At 69.4% G+C, this 17,315-nt stretch carries 14 protein-coding genes and 1 tRNA gene; 6 read left to right on the forward strand and 9 right to left on the reverse strand.

Annotated features, from left to right (window positions below):
* Positions 1 to 5 precede the first annotated feature (5 nt).
* Positions 6 to 1,331 (reverse strand): M20/M25/M40 family metallo-hydrolase, encoded by a 1,326-nt coding sequence (locus G6N58_RS26990; RefSeq protein WP_115280774.1) that lies wholly within the window; start codon positions 1,329 to 1,331, stop codon positions 6 to 8.
* A 119-nt stretch (positions 1,332 to 1,450) separates the two neighbouring features.
* On the opposite strand from G6N58_RS26990, the gene G6N58_RS26995 reads away from it, so the two are divergent.
* The 3 genes from G6N58_RS26995 (at position 1,451) to G6N58_RS27005 (ending at position 3,523) form a co-directional block, all read left to right on the forward strand.
* Positions 1,451 to 1,536 (forward strand) — tRNA-Leu (locus G6N58_RS26995).
* 348 nt (positions 1,537 to 1,884) lie between these two features.
* Complete coding sequence (locus G6N58_RS27000; protein WP_163908461.1) at positions 1,885 to 2,991, forward strand: type III polyketide synthase; 1,107 nt, start codon at positions 1,885 to 1,887, stop codon at positions 2,989 to 2,991.
* 7 nt (positions 2,992 to 2,998) lie between these two features.
* Positions 2,999 to 3,523 carry an isoprenylcysteine carboxyl methyltransferase family protein gene (locus tag G6N58_RS27005; RefSeq protein WP_115280773.1) on the forward strand — a complete coding sequence of 175 codons (525 nt, stop codon included), beginning with the start codon at positions 2,999 to 3,001 and terminating at the stop codon, positions 3,521 to 3,523.
* On the opposite strand, the gene G6N58_RS27010 is transcribed toward G6N58_RS27005, so the two are convergent.
* Positions 3,509 to 4,348 carry a helix-turn-helix transcriptional regulator gene (locus G6N58_RS27010; protein WP_115280772.1) on the reverse strand — a complete coding sequence of 280 codons (840 nt, stop codon included), beginning with the start codon at positions 4,346 to 4,348 and terminating at the stop codon, positions 3,509 to 3,511. The two genes, G6N58_RS27005 and G6N58_RS27010, sit on opposite strands and share 15 nt — an antisense overlap.
* 78 nt (positions 4,349 to 4,426) lie before the next feature.
* Here G6N58_RS27010 and ilvD point away from each other — a divergent pair, with 78 nt between their 5' ends.
* Complete coding sequence (gene ilvD, locus G6N58_RS27015; protein ID WP_115282026.1) at positions 4,427 to 6,271, forward strand: dihydroxy-acid dehydratase; 1,845 nt, start codon at positions 4,427 to 4,429, stop codon at positions 6,269 to 6,271.
* Positions 6,272 to 6,476: 205 nt separating this feature from the next.
* Here ilvD and G6N58_RS27020 read toward each other — a convergent pair whose 3' ends face one another.
* Positions 6,477 to 7,733: an HNH endonuclease signature motif containing protein gene (locus tag G6N58_RS27020; RefSeq protein WP_115280771.1), complete on the reverse strand. Its 1,257-nt coding sequence runs from the start codon at positions 7,731 to 7,733 to the stop codon at positions 6,477 to 6,479.
* 185 nt (positions 7,734 to 7,918) lie between these two features.
* The gene (locus tag G6N58_RS27025; protein ID WP_115280770.1) at positions 7,919 to 8,809 is read right to left on the reverse strand and encodes an SDR family oxidoreductase; all 891 of its coding nucleotides are present in this window, start codon (positions 8,807 to 8,809) and stop codon (positions 7,919 to 7,921) included.
* A gap of 85 nt (positions 8,810 to 8,894) precedes the next feature.
* Between G6N58_RS27025 and G6N58_RS27030 the strand changes: the two genes are divergently transcribed.
* Positions 8,895 to 9,452 (forward strand): TetR family transcriptional regulator, encoded by a 558-nt coding sequence (locus G6N58_RS27030; protein WP_115280769.1) that lies wholly within the window; start codon positions 8,895 to 8,897, stop codon positions 9,450 to 9,452.
* On the opposite strand, the gene G6N58_RS27035 is transcribed toward G6N58_RS27030, so the two are convergent.
* Positions 9,442 to 11,937 carry an excinuclease ABC subunit UvrA gene (locus G6N58_RS27035; RefSeq protein ID WP_115280768.1) on the reverse strand — a complete coding sequence of 832 codons (2,496 nt, stop codon included), beginning with the start codon at positions 11,935 to 11,937 and terminating at the stop codon, positions 9,442 to 9,444. The two genes, G6N58_RS27030 and G6N58_RS27035, sit on opposite strands and share 11 nt — an antisense overlap.
* 23 nt (positions 11,938 to 11,960) lie before the next feature.
* Positions 11,961 to 13,184 carry a glycosyltransferase gene (locus G6N58_RS27040; protein ID WP_115280767.1) on the reverse strand — a complete coding sequence of 408 codons (1,224 nt, stop codon included), beginning with the start codon at positions 13,182 to 13,184 and terminating at the stop codon, positions 11,961 to 11,963.
* Positions 13,185 to 13,225: 41 nt separating this feature from the next.
* Here G6N58_RS27040 and idi point away from each other — a divergent pair, with 41 nt between their 5' ends.
* Positions 13,226 to 13,774 (forward strand): isopentenyl-diphosphate Delta-isomerase, encoded by a 549-nt coding sequence (gene idi, locus G6N58_RS27045; protein WP_232068021.1) that lies wholly within the window; start codon positions 13,226 to 13,228, stop codon positions 13,772 to 13,774.
* A gap of 5 nt (positions 13,775 to 13,779) precedes the next feature.
* Here idi and G6N58_RS27050 read toward each other — a convergent pair whose 3' ends face one another.
* Genes G6N58_RS27050 through G6N58_RS27060 form a run of 3 tightly spaced genes read right to left on the reverse strand, consistent with a single transcriptional unit; the run spans position 13,780 to position 17,308 of the window.
* On the reverse strand, positions 13,780 to 14,730 hold the full coding sequence (locus G6N58_RS27050) for a phytoene/squalene synthase family protein (RefSeq protein ID WP_115280766.1): 951 nt from the start codon (positions 14,728 to 14,730) through the stop codon (positions 13,780 to 13,782).
* The gene (crtI, locus tag G6N58_RS27055; RefSeq protein ID WP_115280765.1) at positions 14,727 to 16,232 is read right to left on the reverse strand and encodes a phytoene desaturase family protein; all 1,506 of its coding nucleotides are present in this window, start codon (positions 16,230 to 16,232) and stop codon (positions 14,727 to 14,729) included. The genes G6N58_RS27050 and crtI overlap by 4 nt, the downstream gene beginning before the upstream one ends.
* On the reverse strand, positions 16,232 to 17,308 hold the full coding sequence (locus G6N58_RS27060; RefSeq protein WP_232068022.1) for a polyprenyl synthetase family protein: 1,077 nt from the start codon (positions 17,306 to 17,308) through the stop codon (positions 16,232 to 16,234). Before G6N58_RS27060 ends, crtI begins: the two co-directional genes overlap by 1 nt.
* Positions 17,309 to 17,315 lie beyond the last annotated feature (7 nt).

The raw sequence follows: 17,315 nt of genomic DNA on the forward strand, positions 1-17,315 counted from the left end.
CTCGGTCAGCAGTTCTTCAGGAAATGCTCGAGTACCTCGACTCCGAACGTCAACGCGTCAACGTGTACCCGCTCGTCGACGCCGTGGAACAGCGCGGTGAAATCCAACTCCGGCGGCAGGCGCAGCGGGATGAACCCGAAGCACCGAATACCCAGGCGCGCGAAGTGTTTTGCGTCGGTGCCCGCCGAGAGCATGTAGGGCACCGTGCGGGCCTCCGGGTCGACGGCCAGCAGTGCGCTGTTCATCGCCGCCACCAGATCACCGTCGAAAGACGTTTCGTAGGACGGTAACTCGGTCACCCACTCGCGCTTGACGTCGGGGCCGATGATCTCGTCCACCTCCCGCTCGAAGGCGGCCTGGCGCCCCGGCAGCACCCGGCAGTCCAGCACGGCCTCGGCCGTCGCGGGGATGACGTTGGCCTTGTAACCGGCCTTGAGCATGGTCGGGTTCACGGTGTCGCGCAACGTGGCGCTGATGATCCGCGAAATCGATCCGAGCTTGGCGACGGTGCCGTCGAGATCCGGTGACTGCGGATCGAAGTCGTAGCCGGTCTCCTCGGCGACCGCCGCCAGGAACTCCCGCACCGCCGGGCTGAGGACCAGGGGGAACTGGTGGCGGCCGAGCTTGGCCACCGCCTCGGCCAGGATGGTGACGGCGTTGTCGGGGTGGATCATCGAGCCGTGCCCGGCGCGGGCGCGTGCGGTGAGTTTCATCCACAGCATGCCCTTTTCGGCTGTCTCGATCAGGTAGAGCCGGCGCTCGCCGCCGTTGCGGGTGGGTACCGTCAGCGAGTAACCGCCCACCTCCCCCACGGCCTCGGTGATGCCCTCGAACAGGTCGGGACGGTTCTCGATCAGCCACTTGCAGCCGTACTTGCCGCCGGCCTCCTCATCGGCGACGAACGCGAACACCAGATCCCGCGGCGGGACGATGTTTTCGCGCTTGAAGTGGCGGGCGACCGCGACCATCATGCCGACCATGTTCTTCATGTCGATGGCGCCGCGGCCCCACACGTAGCCGTCGGCGACCGCCCCGGAGAACGGGTGCACGCTCCAGTCGGCGGCTTCGGCGGGCACCACGTCGAGGTGGCCGTGGATCATCAGCGCGCCACGACTGCGGTCGGCCCCCTCCAGCCGGGCGAACACATTGCCGCGCCCGGGCCCGCCCGACTCGACGTACTCACACGTGTAGCCGACCTCTTCGAGCTGTTGGGCCACCCAGCGGGCGCACTGCTCCTCGCCCTTGGTGGTGGCCGGCTCACCGGTGTTCGAAGTGTCGAACTGGATCAGCGAGCTGACGAGTTCGACGACCTCTTGCGCTGGTGTGCTCACGGCTTCCTTTCCTACCACCCTGGGTGCCGGGCTCCTGGTTTGGGATCAGGCGGGCAGATCCGTTAGCCTTAGTCGCCCCGCCACGCGTAGTAGCCGAAGCGGGTGCTCACGAAACACAGGTCCGAGTGGCGGAATGGCAGACGCGCTAGCTTGAGGTGCTAGTGCCCTATTAACGGGCGTGGGGGTTCAAGTCCCCCCTCGGACACTCCTGTGGCGGCAATCCGCCGCTCCCAGCATTCTCAGAGCAGGTGGGCACCACCTTCCCACGTCACCGGGGTTTCACGGCGTATATTTTCTCGCCCGCAAAACGCGGCTGCACAGCGTTTCCGCCATTCTTTGCTGCCATTCTGTGTCCAGCGGTCTTCTAACACCGATACCGCCACTGTGCTGCACTTTTGCGGTTACCCTCGCGTCAGTTAGCCCATCGTTGCCCGCCTGATGAATTCATGGTTCAGTATGGCTTCGAGAGGCCCTATTGTGCCCTGAGTCACACACCCGAATTGTAGGGAAATGAACAGCGAAATCCGGTGTTTGCGCTCGTACTTTCGCTCGCATGACCGATATCTCGCACCTCCCCCGTCACGACCTGCACACTCCCGTCACCCGCGGCGCGCCTCGCGTCGCGGGCACCGCCGTGGCCTTCACCCGGCACCGCTATGACCAGACCGACGTCGCGCGTGAGCTCACCACCATGGGTGGCCCGGAGTTCCAGCGCTTCGCCCAGACCAGTGGCGTCGACACCCGCAGCCTCGCGCTGCCGTTGACGCGCTATCCCCACCTCTCCGGTTTCACCGAAGCCAACGACGCCTACCTCGAGGTCGCCGTGGACCTGGCCACCGAAGCCGTGCGCTCCGCCCTCGCCGACTCCCACATCGACCCGTCCGAAGTGGACGCCATCGTGGCGGTGTCGAGCACCGGGGTCGCGGTGCCGACCGTCGACGCACGCGTGGCGACCCGTGTGGGACTGCGCCCGGACGTGAAACGGATCCCGCTGTTCGGACTCGGCTGCGTCGGCGGAGCCGCCGGACTGGCCCGGGTGCACGACTACCTGCGCGGTTTTCCCGACCAGGTGGCTGTGCTGGTCTCCGTCGAACTGTGTTCCCTCACCCTGCAGCGCGACGACACGTCCATCCCGGCGCTGATCGGGGTGTGCCTGTTCGGTGACGGTGCCGCCGCGGTGGTCTGCACCGGCGCCGACCGGGTGCCCTCGCACGCCGGCGTGCACGACGATCCCCGGGTGCTTGCCACCCGCAGCAGGCTGTTCCCCGACACCGTGGACGTGATGGGCTGGAAGGTCAGCTCGGCGGGCTTCGGACTGGTGATGTCGCGCGAGGTGCCTCGAATGGCGGACAGGTATCTGCGGGCGGCGGTGGACGACTTCCTGGCCGAGCACGGACTGACCACCAGCGATATCGACACCTGGATCTGCCACCCCGGCGGACCGAAGGTGATCGATTCCATCGTCGCCGCCATCGAGCTTGACTCGCAGGCACTTTCACACAGCAGCGAGTCGATGCGGGAGAACGGCAACATCTCCTCGGCCTCGGTGCTGGACGTGCTGCGGCGCACCCTGGCCGATCCGCCCCCACCCGATTCGCTGGCCGTGATGCTGGCGATGGGGCCGGGCTTCAGCTTCGAACTACTGCTGCTGAAGTGGTGAGGGCCTGATGTATTACCTGTTCATTCTCGCTGTCGCCGCCGAGCGACTGGTCGAGCTGGTGGTCTCCCGGCGCAACACCCGGTGGTCGATGGCGCACGGCGGCAGGGAATTCGGCCGCGGGCACTACCCCGTCATGGTGGCCATGCACACGCTGCTGCTGGTGTCGTGTGTGGTCGAGGTCTGGGGGTGGCACCGTCCATTCATCGCCTGGCTGGGCTGGCCGATGGTGGCCGTGGTGGTGATCAGCACCGTCGTGCGGTGGTGGTGCGTGGCGACCCTGGGCAAGCACTGGAACCCCCGGCTGATCGTGATCCCGAACGCCCCGCTGGTCCAGGGGGGCCCATACCGGTGGATCCACCACCCCAACTACACCGCCGTGATCGCCGAGGTGGCCGCGCTGCCACTGGTGCACTCGGCGTGGGTGACGGCCATTGTCTTCAGCGTGGCCAACGCGCTGGTGCTCACCGTGCGGATCCGCACCGAAAACACCGCGCTCGGCTACCACGGTGCCACGCCGTCACCGGCCGGATGACACCAACTGGGTCAATCGTTCTGCGGCATCGCCGCCCGGCACCGGCAGGTAGGCGATCACCTGGGTGTCGGGCGCGTCGGCCGGGGTGAGCTGGTGGTGTTCGAGGTGGAGCTCGCCGACCCGGGGATGAAAGAACCGCCGCTCCCGGGAGGCGAACCGCTCGACACTGCTGGCCTGCCAACCCGTCCGGAAATGCGCACTGCCGGCCATCAGGCTGTCGATCAGCCGGGTGTAGGCCGCTTCCCCGACCCGCGGCCCAGCCTCCGCGCGGAACTCGGCCAGAAACCTCCTGCTGTCGATCTCCCAGTCCGGCAACAACTCCCGGATGGCGGGATCCATGAACACCCGCCACAACAGATTGCGGTCACCGGCGGCGTCGGTGTCGATGTTCGGATACAGCGCGGCGTAGGCGTCGTTCCAGGCCGCGATGTCCCAGGTGGGTCCGATCACGAACGCCGGGTAGCCGGCCAGGGCATCGAGGAACCGCTGCAGGTGGGCGGGCGTCGTGCCGTCATCCGGGGTCGTCACCGGTTCGGGTTGGTAGCCACCCAGGGTCAGCACGTAATCCCGCTCGGCCGCCGACAACCGCAGGGCTCCGGTCACCGCGTCGAGCACCTGCTTCGACGGGTTGATGTCGCGGCCCTGCTCCAGCCAGGTGTACCAGGTCACGCTCACGCCGGAGAGCACCGCGACCTCCTCGCGACGCAGCCCACTGGTCCGCAGCCGGGGTACGGCGGGGAAACCGAGTTCGGCCCGGGGTGCAGCCTCGCGGCGGGCGCGCAGGAACTCCCCGAGCGCCAGGCGTTGACGCGCGCGTTTGTCCATCACCTCAGGGTAGTGGTACCAGTACTAGCATCGGTACCGACTTCCCAGGTGGGCGGGCATGCTGCGACGCTGGGTGCCATGGCAGAACTGAGGTCGCGCACGGTCACCCACGGTCGCAACATGGCGGGCGCACGCTCGCTGCTGCGCGCTGCCGGGGTGGCGAGCTCCGACATCGGCAAGCCCATCGTCGCGGTGGCCAACAGCTTCACCGAGTTCGTGCCCGGACACACGCATCTGCAGCCGGTGGGCCGGATCGTCTCCGAGGCCATCTCCGCGGCCGGCGGGGTGCCGCGGGAGTTCAACACCATCGCCGTGGATGACGGCATCGCCATGGGTCACGGCGGGATGCTGTACTCGCTGCCGTCACGCGAACTGATCGCCGACTCGGTGGAGTACATGGTCAACGCGCACTGCGCCGACGCGCTGGTGTGTATCTCCAACTGCGACAAGATCACTCCCGGGATGTTGATGGCCGCCCTGCGGCTGAACATCCCCACCGTGTTCGTCTCGGGCGGGCCGATGGAAGGCGGCACCGCCGTCCTGGTCGACGGCACCGTGAAGACCCGGCTGAACCTGGTGAGCGCCATCGCCGACGCGGTGAACACCGAGGTCTCCGACGCCGACATCGCCCGGATCGAGGAAGCCGCCTGCCCCACCTGCGGATCGTGCTCGGGCATGTTCACCGCCAACTCGATGAACTGCCTCACCGAGGCCCTGGGGCTCGCGTTGCCCGGCAACGGCTCAACGCTGGCCACCCACACCGCGCGGCGCGCCCTGTACGAGGATGCCGGCAGCACCGTGATGGACCTGTGCCGCCGCTACTACGAGCAGGACGACGCGTCCGTGCTGCCGCGGGCCATCGCCACCCGCGATGCGTTCGACAATGCGATGGCGCTGGACATCGCGATGGGCGGGTCCACCAACACGGTGCTGCACCTGCTGGCCGCGGCGCTGGAGGCCGAGCTGGACTACACCCTCGAGGACATCGAGAAGCGCAGCCAGATGATCCCGTGCCTGTGCAAGGTGGCCCCCAACGGACACTTCCTGATGGAGGACGTGCACCGCGCCGGCGGTATCCCGGCCATCCTGGGCGAGCTGTGGCGCGGCGGCCACCTGCACGAGACCGTGCATTCGGTGCACTCCGGCTCCCTGGCGGAGTGGTTGCGGGCGTGGGACATCCGCGGTGGGTCGGCGACCCCGCAGGCGGTGGAGCTGTTCCATGCCGCGCCCGGCTGTGTGCGCTCGGCGTCGGCGTTCTCGCAGTCCGAGCGGTGGGACAGCCTGGACACCGATGCCGCCGACGGCTGCATTCACGATGTCGCGCATGCCTACTCGGCCGACGGCGGGCTCGCCGTGCTGCGGGGCAACCTGTCGGTGGACGGCTGCATCGTCAAGACCGCCGGGGTGGACGAGTCGATCTGGAAGTTCTCCGGCCCGGCCGTGGTGCTGGAGTCCCAGGAGGACGCCGTCGACGCCATCCTGGGCGGACGCATCCATCCCGGTGATGTGGTGGTCATTCGCTACGAGGGCCCCAAGGGCGGGCCGGGCATGCAGGAGATGCTCTACCCCACCTCGTATCTGAAGGGCCGCGGGCTGGGCAAGGTCTGCGCGCTGGTGACCGACGGCCGGTTCTCCGGAGGTTCGTCGGGCCTGTCGATCGGGCACGTCTCCCCCGAGGCCGCTGCCGGCGGCACCATCGCTCTGGTGCAGGACGGCGACCTCATCACCATCGACATCCCGCACCGCAGCATCATCCTCGACGTCCCCGACGACGAGTTGGATCGCCGTCGCGCCGCTCTGGAAACCTCCGGCGGGTACACGCCGAAGGACCGCCAGCGGGTGGTGTCGCCTGCGCTCAAAGCCTATGCAGCGCTGGCTCTGTCGGCGGACAAGGGCGCGGCGCGGGACATCGCGGCGCTCTAGGGGCTCGGCCGGCGAACGCGGTCGCGTGCGTCGCAGTTGATCAGTGGCGCGGGACTTCTCGCGCCTATCAGCAGCACCCTGTGCTCAGCGAGTTGCTATTGCAGTCGATCGAAGTCGAGCATGCGATCAATGCTTGAGGTCGACCGGGTGGCCGAGCGGAATCACCCGGGAGCCACTCAGCTCACGGAGGGTTCCCAGCGGCGTCCTACGCCGCCGCCGGTGGTGGTTGGTAGGGGGTGTACCACCACCAGTCGCAGCGGGCGCCGCCCGGTCCCGGGTGCGGAGCCACTTGCGGTGGCGCTGTGGTGGGTGGCCGGGCCAGGGATCCGTTGGTGAGGTGGCGGCCGGTGGCGTCGGTGACCACCAGTCGGCTGGCCGGCCCGGTCAAGGTGATGCCCCGTGTGTGGTGCAGGCGATGGTGATACGGACACACCAACACGAGATTGTCGAGCTCGGTCGGTCCGCCGTCCTCCCAATGGATCAGGTGGTGGGCGTGCAGGCCGCGCGTGGCGCCGCAGCCGGGCACCACACACGTGCCGTGATCACGGTGCTCGAGGGCTCGGCGTAGCCGGCGGTTGATGGTGCGGGTCTCGCGTCCGGCGCCGATGGGCTGGCCGTCGCGTTCGAACCACACCTCACAGGTGGCATCACAGAGCAGGTACTGACGATCAGCGTCGGCGAGTACCGGACCCAGATGCAGGTTCGCCAGGCGCGATTCGACATCGACGTGAATGACGACGGTGGTGCGCTGTCCGTGCGGGCGTGCCGCGGCGTCGGCGTCCCAGCCGGCGCGCATCAGGCTCAGGAACCCGTCCACCGGGGTGGGGAACGGCGGGGTGGTCTCGGTGAGGTTCTCGGCGTGAGCGCGTTTCCAGTCCGCGACGAGTTTGTCCTGATGGGATTGCAGCCCGGCCTGGAATTCGGCGGCTTCGGCGGTGGGCAGGGTGATGTGCCAGGTGGTCGAGTGCGGGCCCTGGGTGGTGGTGATGGACCGCGGTGCTTCAGGTTCCGGTTCGGGTTCGGGTTGCGGTGCGGGTGGGGGTTCGAGCCGGACCGCTTTGCGGATCTGGGTGACCGTGGCATATCGGGCGAATTGGGCGTAGTGGGCATCGGAGCCGTCAGCGGCGCCGTCGACCACCGCGCCGAGCTGATCCACCGACAGCCAGCCCTCCCGCATCCCGGCCACACACTGCGGGAACTGCTCTGCGCGTTCGGCGACCGCGGTGAAGGTATGCGCCGTATGCGGGGATACCCCGGTTTTGGCGGCCACCAACGAGGCCACCGACCGGAACCCGGTGATGCCGGCCAACCCATCACGGTCGATCTCGGCGATGATCTCCACGATCCGCCCGTCGATGGCATTACGCTGCCCCGACAACTCCGCGATCTCGGCGAACAACACCTCCAGCCGCTGCGCGGGAGTAACCCCGGCAGCGGCCGAAAGTGTTGTGTCGGTGGACATGACCCCATTCAAGCAGAGGCCACCGACAAAAAGCTGGGCTGCGAGGACGCCGAGCGACAAGCATCCCCGTCACCGTGGCACCACAGCGTAGAGCCCGAATCGGAGGAATGGCGCGGCACACATAGCACGGCCACGTTCCGCGGCGCGGGGTCGAACAACCTGAGTCGGAGAAGGTAGCGGTATCGCTAGACGAAGTAGTGCTCGCCCCGCATGTCCTCCAACAACGTCGGGTGCTCCGGCGTCCAGCCGAGCAGCTGCTGAGTGTGCTTGCTCGAGGTCGGATTGTCCAGCGCCGCAACCCAACCGATGAACTGCAGCTGCTCAGTGGCCTCCTCGGGCGACACGCCGACCGCGGGCACCCCGAGGCGAGCGCCGATCACTTTGGCGATGTCCCGAAACGGTATGCCTTCCTCGGCCGCTCCGTGCAGCACCGCCCCGGCCGGCGCCGACTCGATGGCCAGCCGGTACAGCCGCGCGGCGTCGCGGTTGTCGACGGCGGGCCAGCGGTTGGCGCCGTCGCCGATGTAAATCGACTGACCGGTGCGGCGGGCGTTGGCGATGAGGGCCGGGATGAACCCCTGGAGGTCGGTCGGCCCGTGCACGGTGGGCGCCAACCGGATCACGATGGCCCGCACGCCCTGTTCGGCCAGCGCGAGCGCAGCAGCTTCGGACGCCCCCCGCGGGCCCGTACCCACCATGTCCTCGGTGGCGAGCGCACCAGGCGAGGCGGCGGCGAGCGTGGCGGTTCCGGAGGTGTTGATGAACGGCTTTCCGGACCCGGTCAGAGCGGCGCCCATGGCCTCGACAGCCCGCACGTCGGCCTCGGCCGAGGCGGCGTAGTCGGAGAAGTCGTGCTTGTAGGCCAGGTGAATGACGCCGTCGGCGTCCCGGGCGGCGGCGGCCAGGATCTCGAGGTCGTCGAGGGTGCCGCGGACCACCTGCGCGCCGGCGCTGGTCAGCGCGTCGGCCGAGGCCTGCGAACGAGCCAGCCCGACCACGGTATGGCCGTGATCCCACAGCTCGCGCACCACCAGTGAGCCGATGTGTCCGGAGGCGCCGGTGACAAAAATTCGCATGGTTCATCCTTCGTGTCCGTGATGTCAGTGAATGACATCAACCTACGCCTGATGTCAGCGTCTGTCATGGCTCTAGAATTCCCGCATGGCTCGCTGGGAACCCGACGCGCAGGGCCGGCTGGAACGGGCCGCCCTGGAGCTGTACTCCGAGCGCGGGTTCGACCAGACCACCGTCGCGGAGATCGCCGAACGCGCGGGCGTCACCGAGCGCACCTTCTTCCGGCACTTCGCCGACAAGCGGGAGGTGCTGTTCCGCGGCGAGGCGCTCACCCAGGCCATGAACGCCGCCCTGGCGGCAGTGCCGGACTCCACCGCACCGATGGACGCGGTCGCCACCGCCCTGGAAGCGACCGCGGAGTTCTTCGACGAGCGCAAGCCGTACTCGGTGAAACGTCAGGCGGTGATCAACGCCAATCCTGCTCTGCAGGAACGGGAATTGATCAAACTGGCCTCGATGGCCACGCTTCTGGGCGACGGTCTGCGCCACCGCGGTGTCGGCGAACCGGCGGCCAGCCTGGCCGCCCAGGCCGGCATCGGCGTTTTCAAAGTGGCCTTCGAACGGTGGCTCGCCGATAGCCGGGACCGCAACTTCGGCGTGCACATCCGCGAATCGATCGCCGAACTGCGGGCCGTCACCGGCTGAGAGCAGCCGCCAGATACGGTGCGGTGCGGCTGTCGGGGTGGGCGGCCACCTGGGCCGGGGTGCCGGCCACCACCACCTCCCCGCCCTCATCGCCGCCGCCGGGGCCGAGATCGATGACGTGATCGGCGCCCGCCACCACGGTCATGTCGTGTTCGGCCACCACGACGGTGTTGCCGGCGTCGACCAGCCGATGCAGCTGACGTTCCAGCAGTTCGACATCGGACGGGTGCAGTCCGGTGGTGGGTTCGTCGAGTACATAGAGCGTGTGGCCGCGCTTGGCGCGCTGCAGTTCCGACGCCAGCTTGATGCGCTGGGCCTCACCGCCGGACAGCTCGGTCGCGGGCTGACCCAGGCGCAGATACCCGAGCCCGACCTCGCGCAGTGTCACCAGACTCCGTGCGGCAGCGGGCAGATCGGCCAGGAACTCACCCGCCTCGTCCACGGTCATCGCCAGCACGTCGGCGATGGTGCGGCCGCGATAGGTGACCTCCAGGGTCTCCTCCGAGTAGCGGGCGCCCCTGCACGTCGGGCAGGTCGCGTAGGTGCCGGGCAGGAACAGCAGCTCCACCGCCACAAAACCCTCACCCTGGCAGGTGTCACACCGTCCCTCGGCGACATTGAAGGAGAAGCGGCCCGCACTCCAACCGCGGCGCCGGGCTTCGTCGGTGTCGGCGAACGCCTTACGCACCGCGTCGAAGAGCCCGGTGTAGGTGGCCAGATTGGACCGTGGCGTCCGCCCGATCGGTCGCTGGTCCACGGTGACCAACCGGCCGATGAGCTCGGCGCCGTCGGCGGTGACGCCGGCGCTCGCGTCGGCATCGATGTCGAGCATCTCCTCGTCGCCCTCGGCCTCGGTGGCCTCGGTCCGGCCGAGATGGCGGGCCAGGACGTCGCCGAGCACCTTGCACACCAGCGTGGACTTGCCGGACCCGGACACCCCCGTCACCGCGACAAACGCGCCCAGCGGGATGTCGACATCGACGTCGGCCAGATTGTGGAAGCTGATTCCCCGCAACGCCAGCGTGCCCACCGGCGTTCGGGAAGAATTGTGCTGCAGCACTTTCCGGTCAAAGAGGTAGCGGCGCGTGACGGAGGAGTCAACCTCGGCCAGCCCGTCCACCGGACCGCTGTAGAGCACGTCGCCGCCCAGCTCGCCTGCGCCCGGGCCGACGTCGACCACCCAGTCGGCGCGGCGCACCACGTCCATGTCGTGTTCGACGACGAACAGCGAGTTGCCGGCCCGGCGCAGCCGGTCGAGCACCTCCAGCAATGGCTCGGCGTCGGCGGGATGCAGGCCCGCCGACGGCTCGTCGAGAACGTAGAGCACGCCGAACAGGCCCGCGCGCAACTGAGTGGCCAGCCGCAGCCGTTGCAACTCCCCCGGTGACACCGACGGCGTGCGCCGGTTCAGGCTCAGGTAGCCGAGTCCGAGATCGACCAGCACGGCGATGCGGGCCACCAGGTCGGCGGCGATCATGGTGGCCACCTCGGTGAACTCACCGGACTCGGTGGATTCGTAGGCCGCGGCGAATTCGGTTCGGGTGGCGGCCGGTTGCAGCACCTCGGCCAGTACCGTCAACGGCAAGGAGACCAGTTCGGCGATGTTGTGCCCGGCGAAGGTGACCGCCAGCGCCTCGGGTCGCAGGCCCGATCCTGTGCACATCGGGCAGACCACACTGTCGACGTACTGCAACACCCGGCGTCGCATCATCGCGCTCTGCGAATTGGCCAGCGTGTGCCGGACGTGCCGCTCGGCGCTGCTGAAGGTGCCGTTGTAGTAATAGTCGGCGGTCACCGGGTGCTGACTCGGATCGATCTCGACGGTGGGCTGCTCATCGGTGAACAGGATCCAATCACGCTGACGCTTGGGCAGTTTGCGCCACGGCTTGTCGATGTCGTACCCGAGGGTGATGAGGATGTCGCGCAGGTTCTGCCCCTGCCAGGCGCCCGGCCAGGCCGCGACCGCACCCTCCCGGATGCTCAGCGTGGGATCGGGCACCAGCGTCTGCTCGCTCACCCGGTGGATGCGCCCCAGGCCGTGGCACTCCGGACAGGCCCCCACGGTGGTGTTCGGCGAGAAGGCGTCGGAGTCCAACCGCTCGGTGGCCCCGGCCGGGTAGCTGCCGGCCCGGGACAACAGCATGCGCAACAGATTCGACAGCGTGGTGACCGTGCCGACGGTGGAGCGCGAACTGGTGGCCCCGCGGCGCTGCTGCAGTGCCACCGCGGGCGGCAGCCCCGTGATGTCGTCGACCTTGGGGGCGTCGTTGGGGAGCAACAGCCGGCGTGCGTAGGGCGCCACCGACTCGAAGTACCGGCGCTGCGCCTCGGCGTACACAGTGCCGAACGCCAATGACGACTTACCCGACCCGGAGACGCCGGTGAACACCACAAACGCGTCCCGCGGGGCGGCCACGTCGACCGATCTCAGGTTGTGCACACGAGACCCACGCACCCGCACGTAGCGGTCCGGTTCGTCACTCATCGGCTCCATTGTCGCCCATGCGACTACAGGTGGGCCTCCACCACGTCCGCGCCGCGGCCGCTCCCGCCGGCGCGCGCGAAGCCGGCAGCCACCCGCGCGGCGCCCGAGGTCATGCCGATGGCCGACAGCACGCCCGAGCGCAGCCGCGCCGTGGTGAGCCGGCGGGCCGGCAGCCGGGTGCCGCAGCGCGCGACCTCGACCCGGCGGGCCACCTCGAACTGGTCACGTCCGAACGGCACAGCACACACCGGCACACCACGGCTGAGCGCTTTCTGCGTGACGCCCATCCCGCCGTGGGTCACCACGCACACCGCCCGGTCCAGGATGGGGACGTGCGGGGCGAACCGCCGGACGGTGACGCGCGGGTGAGCGGCCAGGTCCAGGGCGTCCGCACCGGCGGGCACGGTAGCCACCACGTGCAGCGGCTGATCGGCCAGCGCCTGCACGGTCGTGCGCACCAGCACCGAATCTGCTTGTGCCACCGACGATGTAGTCACCATGACCACCGGCAGGGTGATGTCGGTGAGCCAGTCGGGCGGCTCACCCTGGGGTGGTTCGAAGATCGCCGGCCCGATCAGGTGCACGTCGTCACCCCAGGTGATCCCCGGGTACTGGAACGGTTCCGCCGTGGCCACCAGCATCCCGTCCGCGCGCCGGGTCAGGTCACCGACCGAGCCCACCCGCGGCAGCCCGAGCCGGGCGCGCAGCGGGTTGACCGCGCGCCGGAACGGCCGATCGAAGATGTAGGAGGTGACCAGCCGGGCGCCCAGATCGCGCACCGTGCCCACCAGATCGGACCGGGGGGCGTAGCCGGGGCCAAAAGGGGCGGCGCCGGGCGCGTCGAGGTACGGGACGAACGGGCTGAACACCAGCTTGGGCAGTCGGCCGGTCTCCGCGGCCGACATGGCGCCCCAGCAGTTCGCGTCGATGAGCAGCAGGTCGGGCTGCGCGTCGACGAGGGCCGCGCGCAGGTCGGCGACTTCGAGCGCCGCGCGCCGGCCCAGCACCTGGACGGTCAGCTCGGCAGCGCGCAGGGTGCTGCCCGACTCCGGGTCCTGTTCCTGGATGGCCTCGATGCGCGGATCCACCGGCTGCGCCGCAAAACCCAGCCCGCGGCACAGCCCCACCCCGGCTGCGAGCGTGCGGACGTGGATCTGGTGGCCGCGGTCGTGGAGTTCACGCAACAACGCGCAGAACGGGTACAGGTGGCCCAGCGCCGGCGACATGTAGGCCAGGATCACCGCCACCGGGCACCGATCCGAGGGCTCGACGGCACCGAATGATGGGCGTGAGCAACAACGGCGCCCCCCACCCCGAGCTGGTGGTTCTGGTCGACGAGCAGGGCCGCAGCATCGGCACGGCCCCCAAGTCCGAGGTCCACCACGACACCACCCCGCTGCACCTGGCGTTCTCGTGTTATCTCTTCGACCCGGCCGGCAACGTGCTGATGACCCGCCGCGCGCTGGACAAGCGTGCCTTCCCCGGGGTGTGGACCAACTCGTTCTGCGGGCACCCCGGCCCCGACGAGGACCTCGACAGCGCGGTGCAGCGCCGTGCCCTGACCGAGCTGGGTGTGCCGGTCACCGACCTGCGTTGCGTTCTGCCCGATTTCCGCTACCACGCGGTGGACGCCGCCGGGGTGGCGGAGAACGAACTGTGCCCGGTATACCGCGCGGTGGCGGCGGGACCGGTGGTCGCCGACCCGGCCGAGGTGATGGACTGGGTGTGGGTGTCGTGGGCGCAGCTGCGCGACGCGGCCCGCTCGCCGTGGCTGATCAGCCCGTGGATGGCCGAGCAGGTGCCGCTGCTCGAGGCCGCCGACGCCCATGTGAGCTGATCCGCTCACGCCGCCGGAGAGCGCAGGCGCGCCGCCCACGCGCGCACGATGCCGGTGCCGGCCACCGCGAGGCGTCGCGCAGTGCCCACGGTCGCACGCCCGGTGAAGATCTGGAAGTCCATCCGCTCGATCTGCTCCAGGATCTGCGAGTAGAGCGTCAGCGCGGCGGACACACACGGCCGCGATTGCGGCGTGAGCATCGCGATGCCCGGGCGTGCCTCGTCATACACCTGCCGGGCCATCGCGTGCTGCTCCCGCAGCGCGCTGCGCACCCGCGGTTCGGTGGTGCCGTGAATCTGACACCAGGACAACAGCTCTCGATCCACCCGGTGGGCAGCCAGCTCGTCGGCAGGCAGGTACACCCGGCCCCGCCGCAGGTCCTCGTCGACGTCACGCAGGAAGTTGGTCAGTTGAAAAGCAGTGCCCAGTGCGGCGGCATGCGGGGCGGCTTCCTCGCGGGGCACGACCGTGCCGAGGATGGGCAGCGTCTGCAGGCCGATGACCTCGGCTGACCCGTACATATACTGTTGCAGCGCAGCACGATCGGGATAGTCGGTGACGGTCAGGTCCATCCGCATGGAGGCCAGGAACGCGTCGAAGAGATCCCACCCGAGGTCGTAGTGCTGCGCGGTGTGTATCACCGCGGTCAGCGTGGGGTCGTCCAGGGTGTCCTTGTCCCCCTTCAGGCCGGCGGCCAGATCATCCGAGAGCACTGTGAGCTCACGGGCCCGCTGCTCGTCGGTGCGGGTGGGATCCACCTCGTCGAGGATGTCGTCGGCCCGGCGGGCGAACCCGTAGAGCGCGTGCACGGCAGGACGCTGTGCGGGTGAGAGCAGGCGGGTGGCCAGGAAGAACGTCTTGCCATGCTCGGCGTTGAGCTCACGGCAGCGCCCGTAGGCCTGGCGCAGTGCGGGATCGGTGATCCCGGCGGCGTCGAGTTCGGATTTCTCGCTCACCGGTGCACCTCGGAGACGGACCGGGCCACCGGGGTCCCGGTGATCCGGTCGGCGGCCAGGCGCCCGGACATGACGGCGGTGGGCACTCCGACACCGGGCACCGTCGAGGACCCGGCCAGCACCACGTTGTCGACCCCGCGCACCGTGTTCGCGGGACGGAACGGACCCGTCTGGGCGAAGTTGTGGGCCAGCGCGAACGGACTTCCCGCGGCCATGCCCTGCCGGGCCCAGTCCGCCGGGGTCACGACGTGCAGCACCTCGGCGTCCTGGCCGACACCCGGCAGCCGGGTGGACACCACGTCGAGCATGTGCTCGACGTAGCTCGACGAGGTGGCGTCCCAATCCACCTGTCCCACTTGGGTGTTGGGTGCCGGGGCCAGCACGTAGAGCAGGTCGCGTCCAGCCGGTGCGAGCGAGGGATCACTGGCGGTGGGCCGGGTGACCAGTAGCGACGGATCGCTCATCACCCGCCCGTCGGTGATGATGTCGCGGAAGGTCTGATCCCAGGCCTGGCCGAAGACGATGGTGTGGTGATCGGGTGCGGCCTCGACGGCGCGGCAGCCGACGTGGGCCACCACCGCCGACGGGGCCGGCCGCAGCGGCACCAACCGGCGCGGGGTGCGCCGCAACAGCCGGTAGGTGTCGGGCAGCTCGGTGGTCAGCACCACCGCGTCGGCCTCGATGCGCTCACCGGTCGCGGTCCGCACCGCGGTGGCGCGCGAGCCGCTCCACTCCAGATCGGTGACTGCGGCGCCGTAGCGGAACTCCACCCCGGCGGCCTGCGCTGCCGCGGCCATCGCGTCGGGCAACGCACGCATGCCGCCGCGCGGGAAGTACACCCCGGCCACGGTGTCCATGTAAGCGATCACGGCGTACACCGCCAACGCGCTCTGCGGGGGCACCCCGGCGTACAGCGCCTGGAAGGTGAAGACCCGCAACAGCCGCTCGTCGTGCAGATAGCGGCGGATGACGTTCTCCCAGCGCCGGAACCCGCCCAGGGCCACCAGTTTGGCCAGGCCGGGGGTGACCAGTGCCAGCGGGGAGTCGAAATTGGACCCGATGAACCCGTCGAACTCGGTCTCGTACAGCTTGGTCAGCCACGCCCGCAGCCGCAGGTAGGCGTCGGCCTCGCGCCGCCCGGCGAACCGCTCGATCTCGGCGTACATCTCCTGGGCTCCGGTGTGCACCGCCAGTGCGTTGCCGTCGGCGAAAGACGCCCGGTAGGCCGGGTGCACCGGCTCCAGCTCGAGGCGGTCGGTGAGCTTCTCCCCGACCGCGGCGAACGCGTCGTCGATGATGTCGGGCATGGTGAGCACCGTGGGACCGGTGTCGATCCGGTAGCCGGCGATGTCAGCCCGGCCGACCCGCCCACCGGGGTGCTGGTCGCGTTCGACCACGGTGACGGTGCGGCCCCGCCCGGCCAGTTGCAGCGCGGCCGACAGGCCGGAGAGCCCGGCTCCCACGACGACCACGCGGTCGGTTCTTCCCCCAACGGTGCGCATCAAGCAGCCCTTTCCGTGCAGACGATGGCCATGTCCTTCAAAGCGGCGCGGGCGGCTTCGGGAATGTCGGCGCCGTCGAGACACTGCAGTGCCTGATCGAGGCGCTCGTCGATGAGCGCCTCGAGCCACGGCACGGCGCCGCTGGCCAGGATGAGCGCCTGCCAGCGTTCGGCGTCGGCCGCGCGCAGCTGCGGTGCGCTCATCAGCCGGGTGAGCTCGCGGCGGCCCGCGGCGTCGGCCAGGTGATGGGCCGCCACGATCACACTGGTCGCCTTCTGGGCCTGCAGATCGGTGCCCACCGACTTGCCGGTGACCGCCGGGGAGCCGAGCACCCCCAACAGGTCGTCGCGCAGCTGGAACGCCTCGCCGATGGCGATGCCGTAGCCCCCGAGGGCGTCGATGACCGGCTCGGTGCATCCCGCCATGGCGGCGCCCAGTTCCAGCGGCCGGCGCACGGTGTAGTTGCCGGACTTGCGCCGCAGCACGTCGAGCACGTCGTCGAGGGTGGGGAACGCTGCTGCGTCGTTGACCAGATCGGCGAACTGGCCGACGGCCAGTTCGATGCACATCTGCTCGAAGCGGGGCTGGGTCCGGGCCAGGGCGTCGGCGTCGACACCGCTTTCCCGCAGCATCGTGGCCGACCACACCAGGCACAGGTCACCCAGAAGCACCGCAGCCGACTCGCCGAACCGCTGGGGTGACCCGGCCAGGCCACGGTCGCGGTGCCACTGTTCGAAGACCACGTGCGCGGCCGGTCGCCCGCGGCGCAGGGCCGACTCGTCCATCACGTCGTCCTGCATCAGCGCGAACGCGTGCAGCAGTTCCAAGCTGGCGCAGGCGCGCAGGACAGCGGGGTCTTCCCGGCCGCCGCAGAGCCAGCCCAGGTACATGAACGTCGAGCGCAGGTACTTGCCACCGTCGATGAATCCGGCCAGCACATCGGCGGCCACATCCACCCGGGTGCCGCCCAACGCGGTGCGGCACTGCCCGGCCAGGAAGTCGTCGAGGTGGCCCCGCACGGCAGTGCGGATATCGCCGCGCCAACCGGCAGGCACGCCTGACGTGTCGTTTGGCACTGACTGA

This window comes from Mycolicibacterium tokaiense (assembly GCF_010725885.1).
GTDB lineage: Bacteria > Actinomycetota > Actinomycetes > Mycobacteriales > Mycobacteriaceae > Mycobacterium > Mycobacterium tokaiense.

Excerpts from the sequence above, each read along its gene's own strand:
- G6N58_RS27000 (WP_163908461.1), top strand. The coding sequence starts at position 1,885 with ATGACCGATATCTCGCACCTCCCCCGTCACGACCTGCACACTCCCGTC.
- G6N58_RS27005 (WP_115280773.1), top strand. The coding sequence starts at position 2,999 with ATGTATTACCTGTTCATTCTCGCTGTCGCCGCCGAGCGACTGGTCGAG.
- G6N58_RS27010 (WP_115280772.1), bottom strand. The coding sequence starts at position 4,348 with ATGGACAAACGCGCGCGTCAACGCCTGGCGCTCGGGGAGTTCCTGCGC.
- ilvD (WP_115282026.1), top strand. The coding sequence starts at position 4,427 with ATGGCAGAACTGAGGTCGCGCACGGTCACCCACGGTCGCAACATGGCG.
- G6N58_RS27020 (WP_115280771.1), bottom strand. The coding sequence starts at position 7,733 with ATGTCCACCGACACAACACTTTCGGCCGCTGCCGGGGTTACTCCCGCG.
- G6N58_RS27025 (WP_115280770.1), bottom strand. The coding sequence starts at position 8,809 with ATGCGAATTTTTGTCACCGGCGCCTCCGGACACATCGGCTCACTGGTG.
- G6N58_RS27030 (WP_115280769.1), top strand. The coding sequence starts at position 8,895 with ATGGCTCGCTGGGAACCCGACGCGCAGGGCCGGCTGGAACGGGCCGCC.
- G6N58_RS27035 (WP_115280768.1), bottom strand. The coding sequence starts at position 11,937 with ATGAGTGACGAACCGGACCGCTACGTGCGGGTGCGTGGGTCTCGTGTG.
- crtI (WP_115280765.1), bottom strand. The coding sequence starts at position 16,232 with ATGCGCACCGTTGGGGGAAGAACCGACCGCGTGGTCGTCGTGGGAGCC.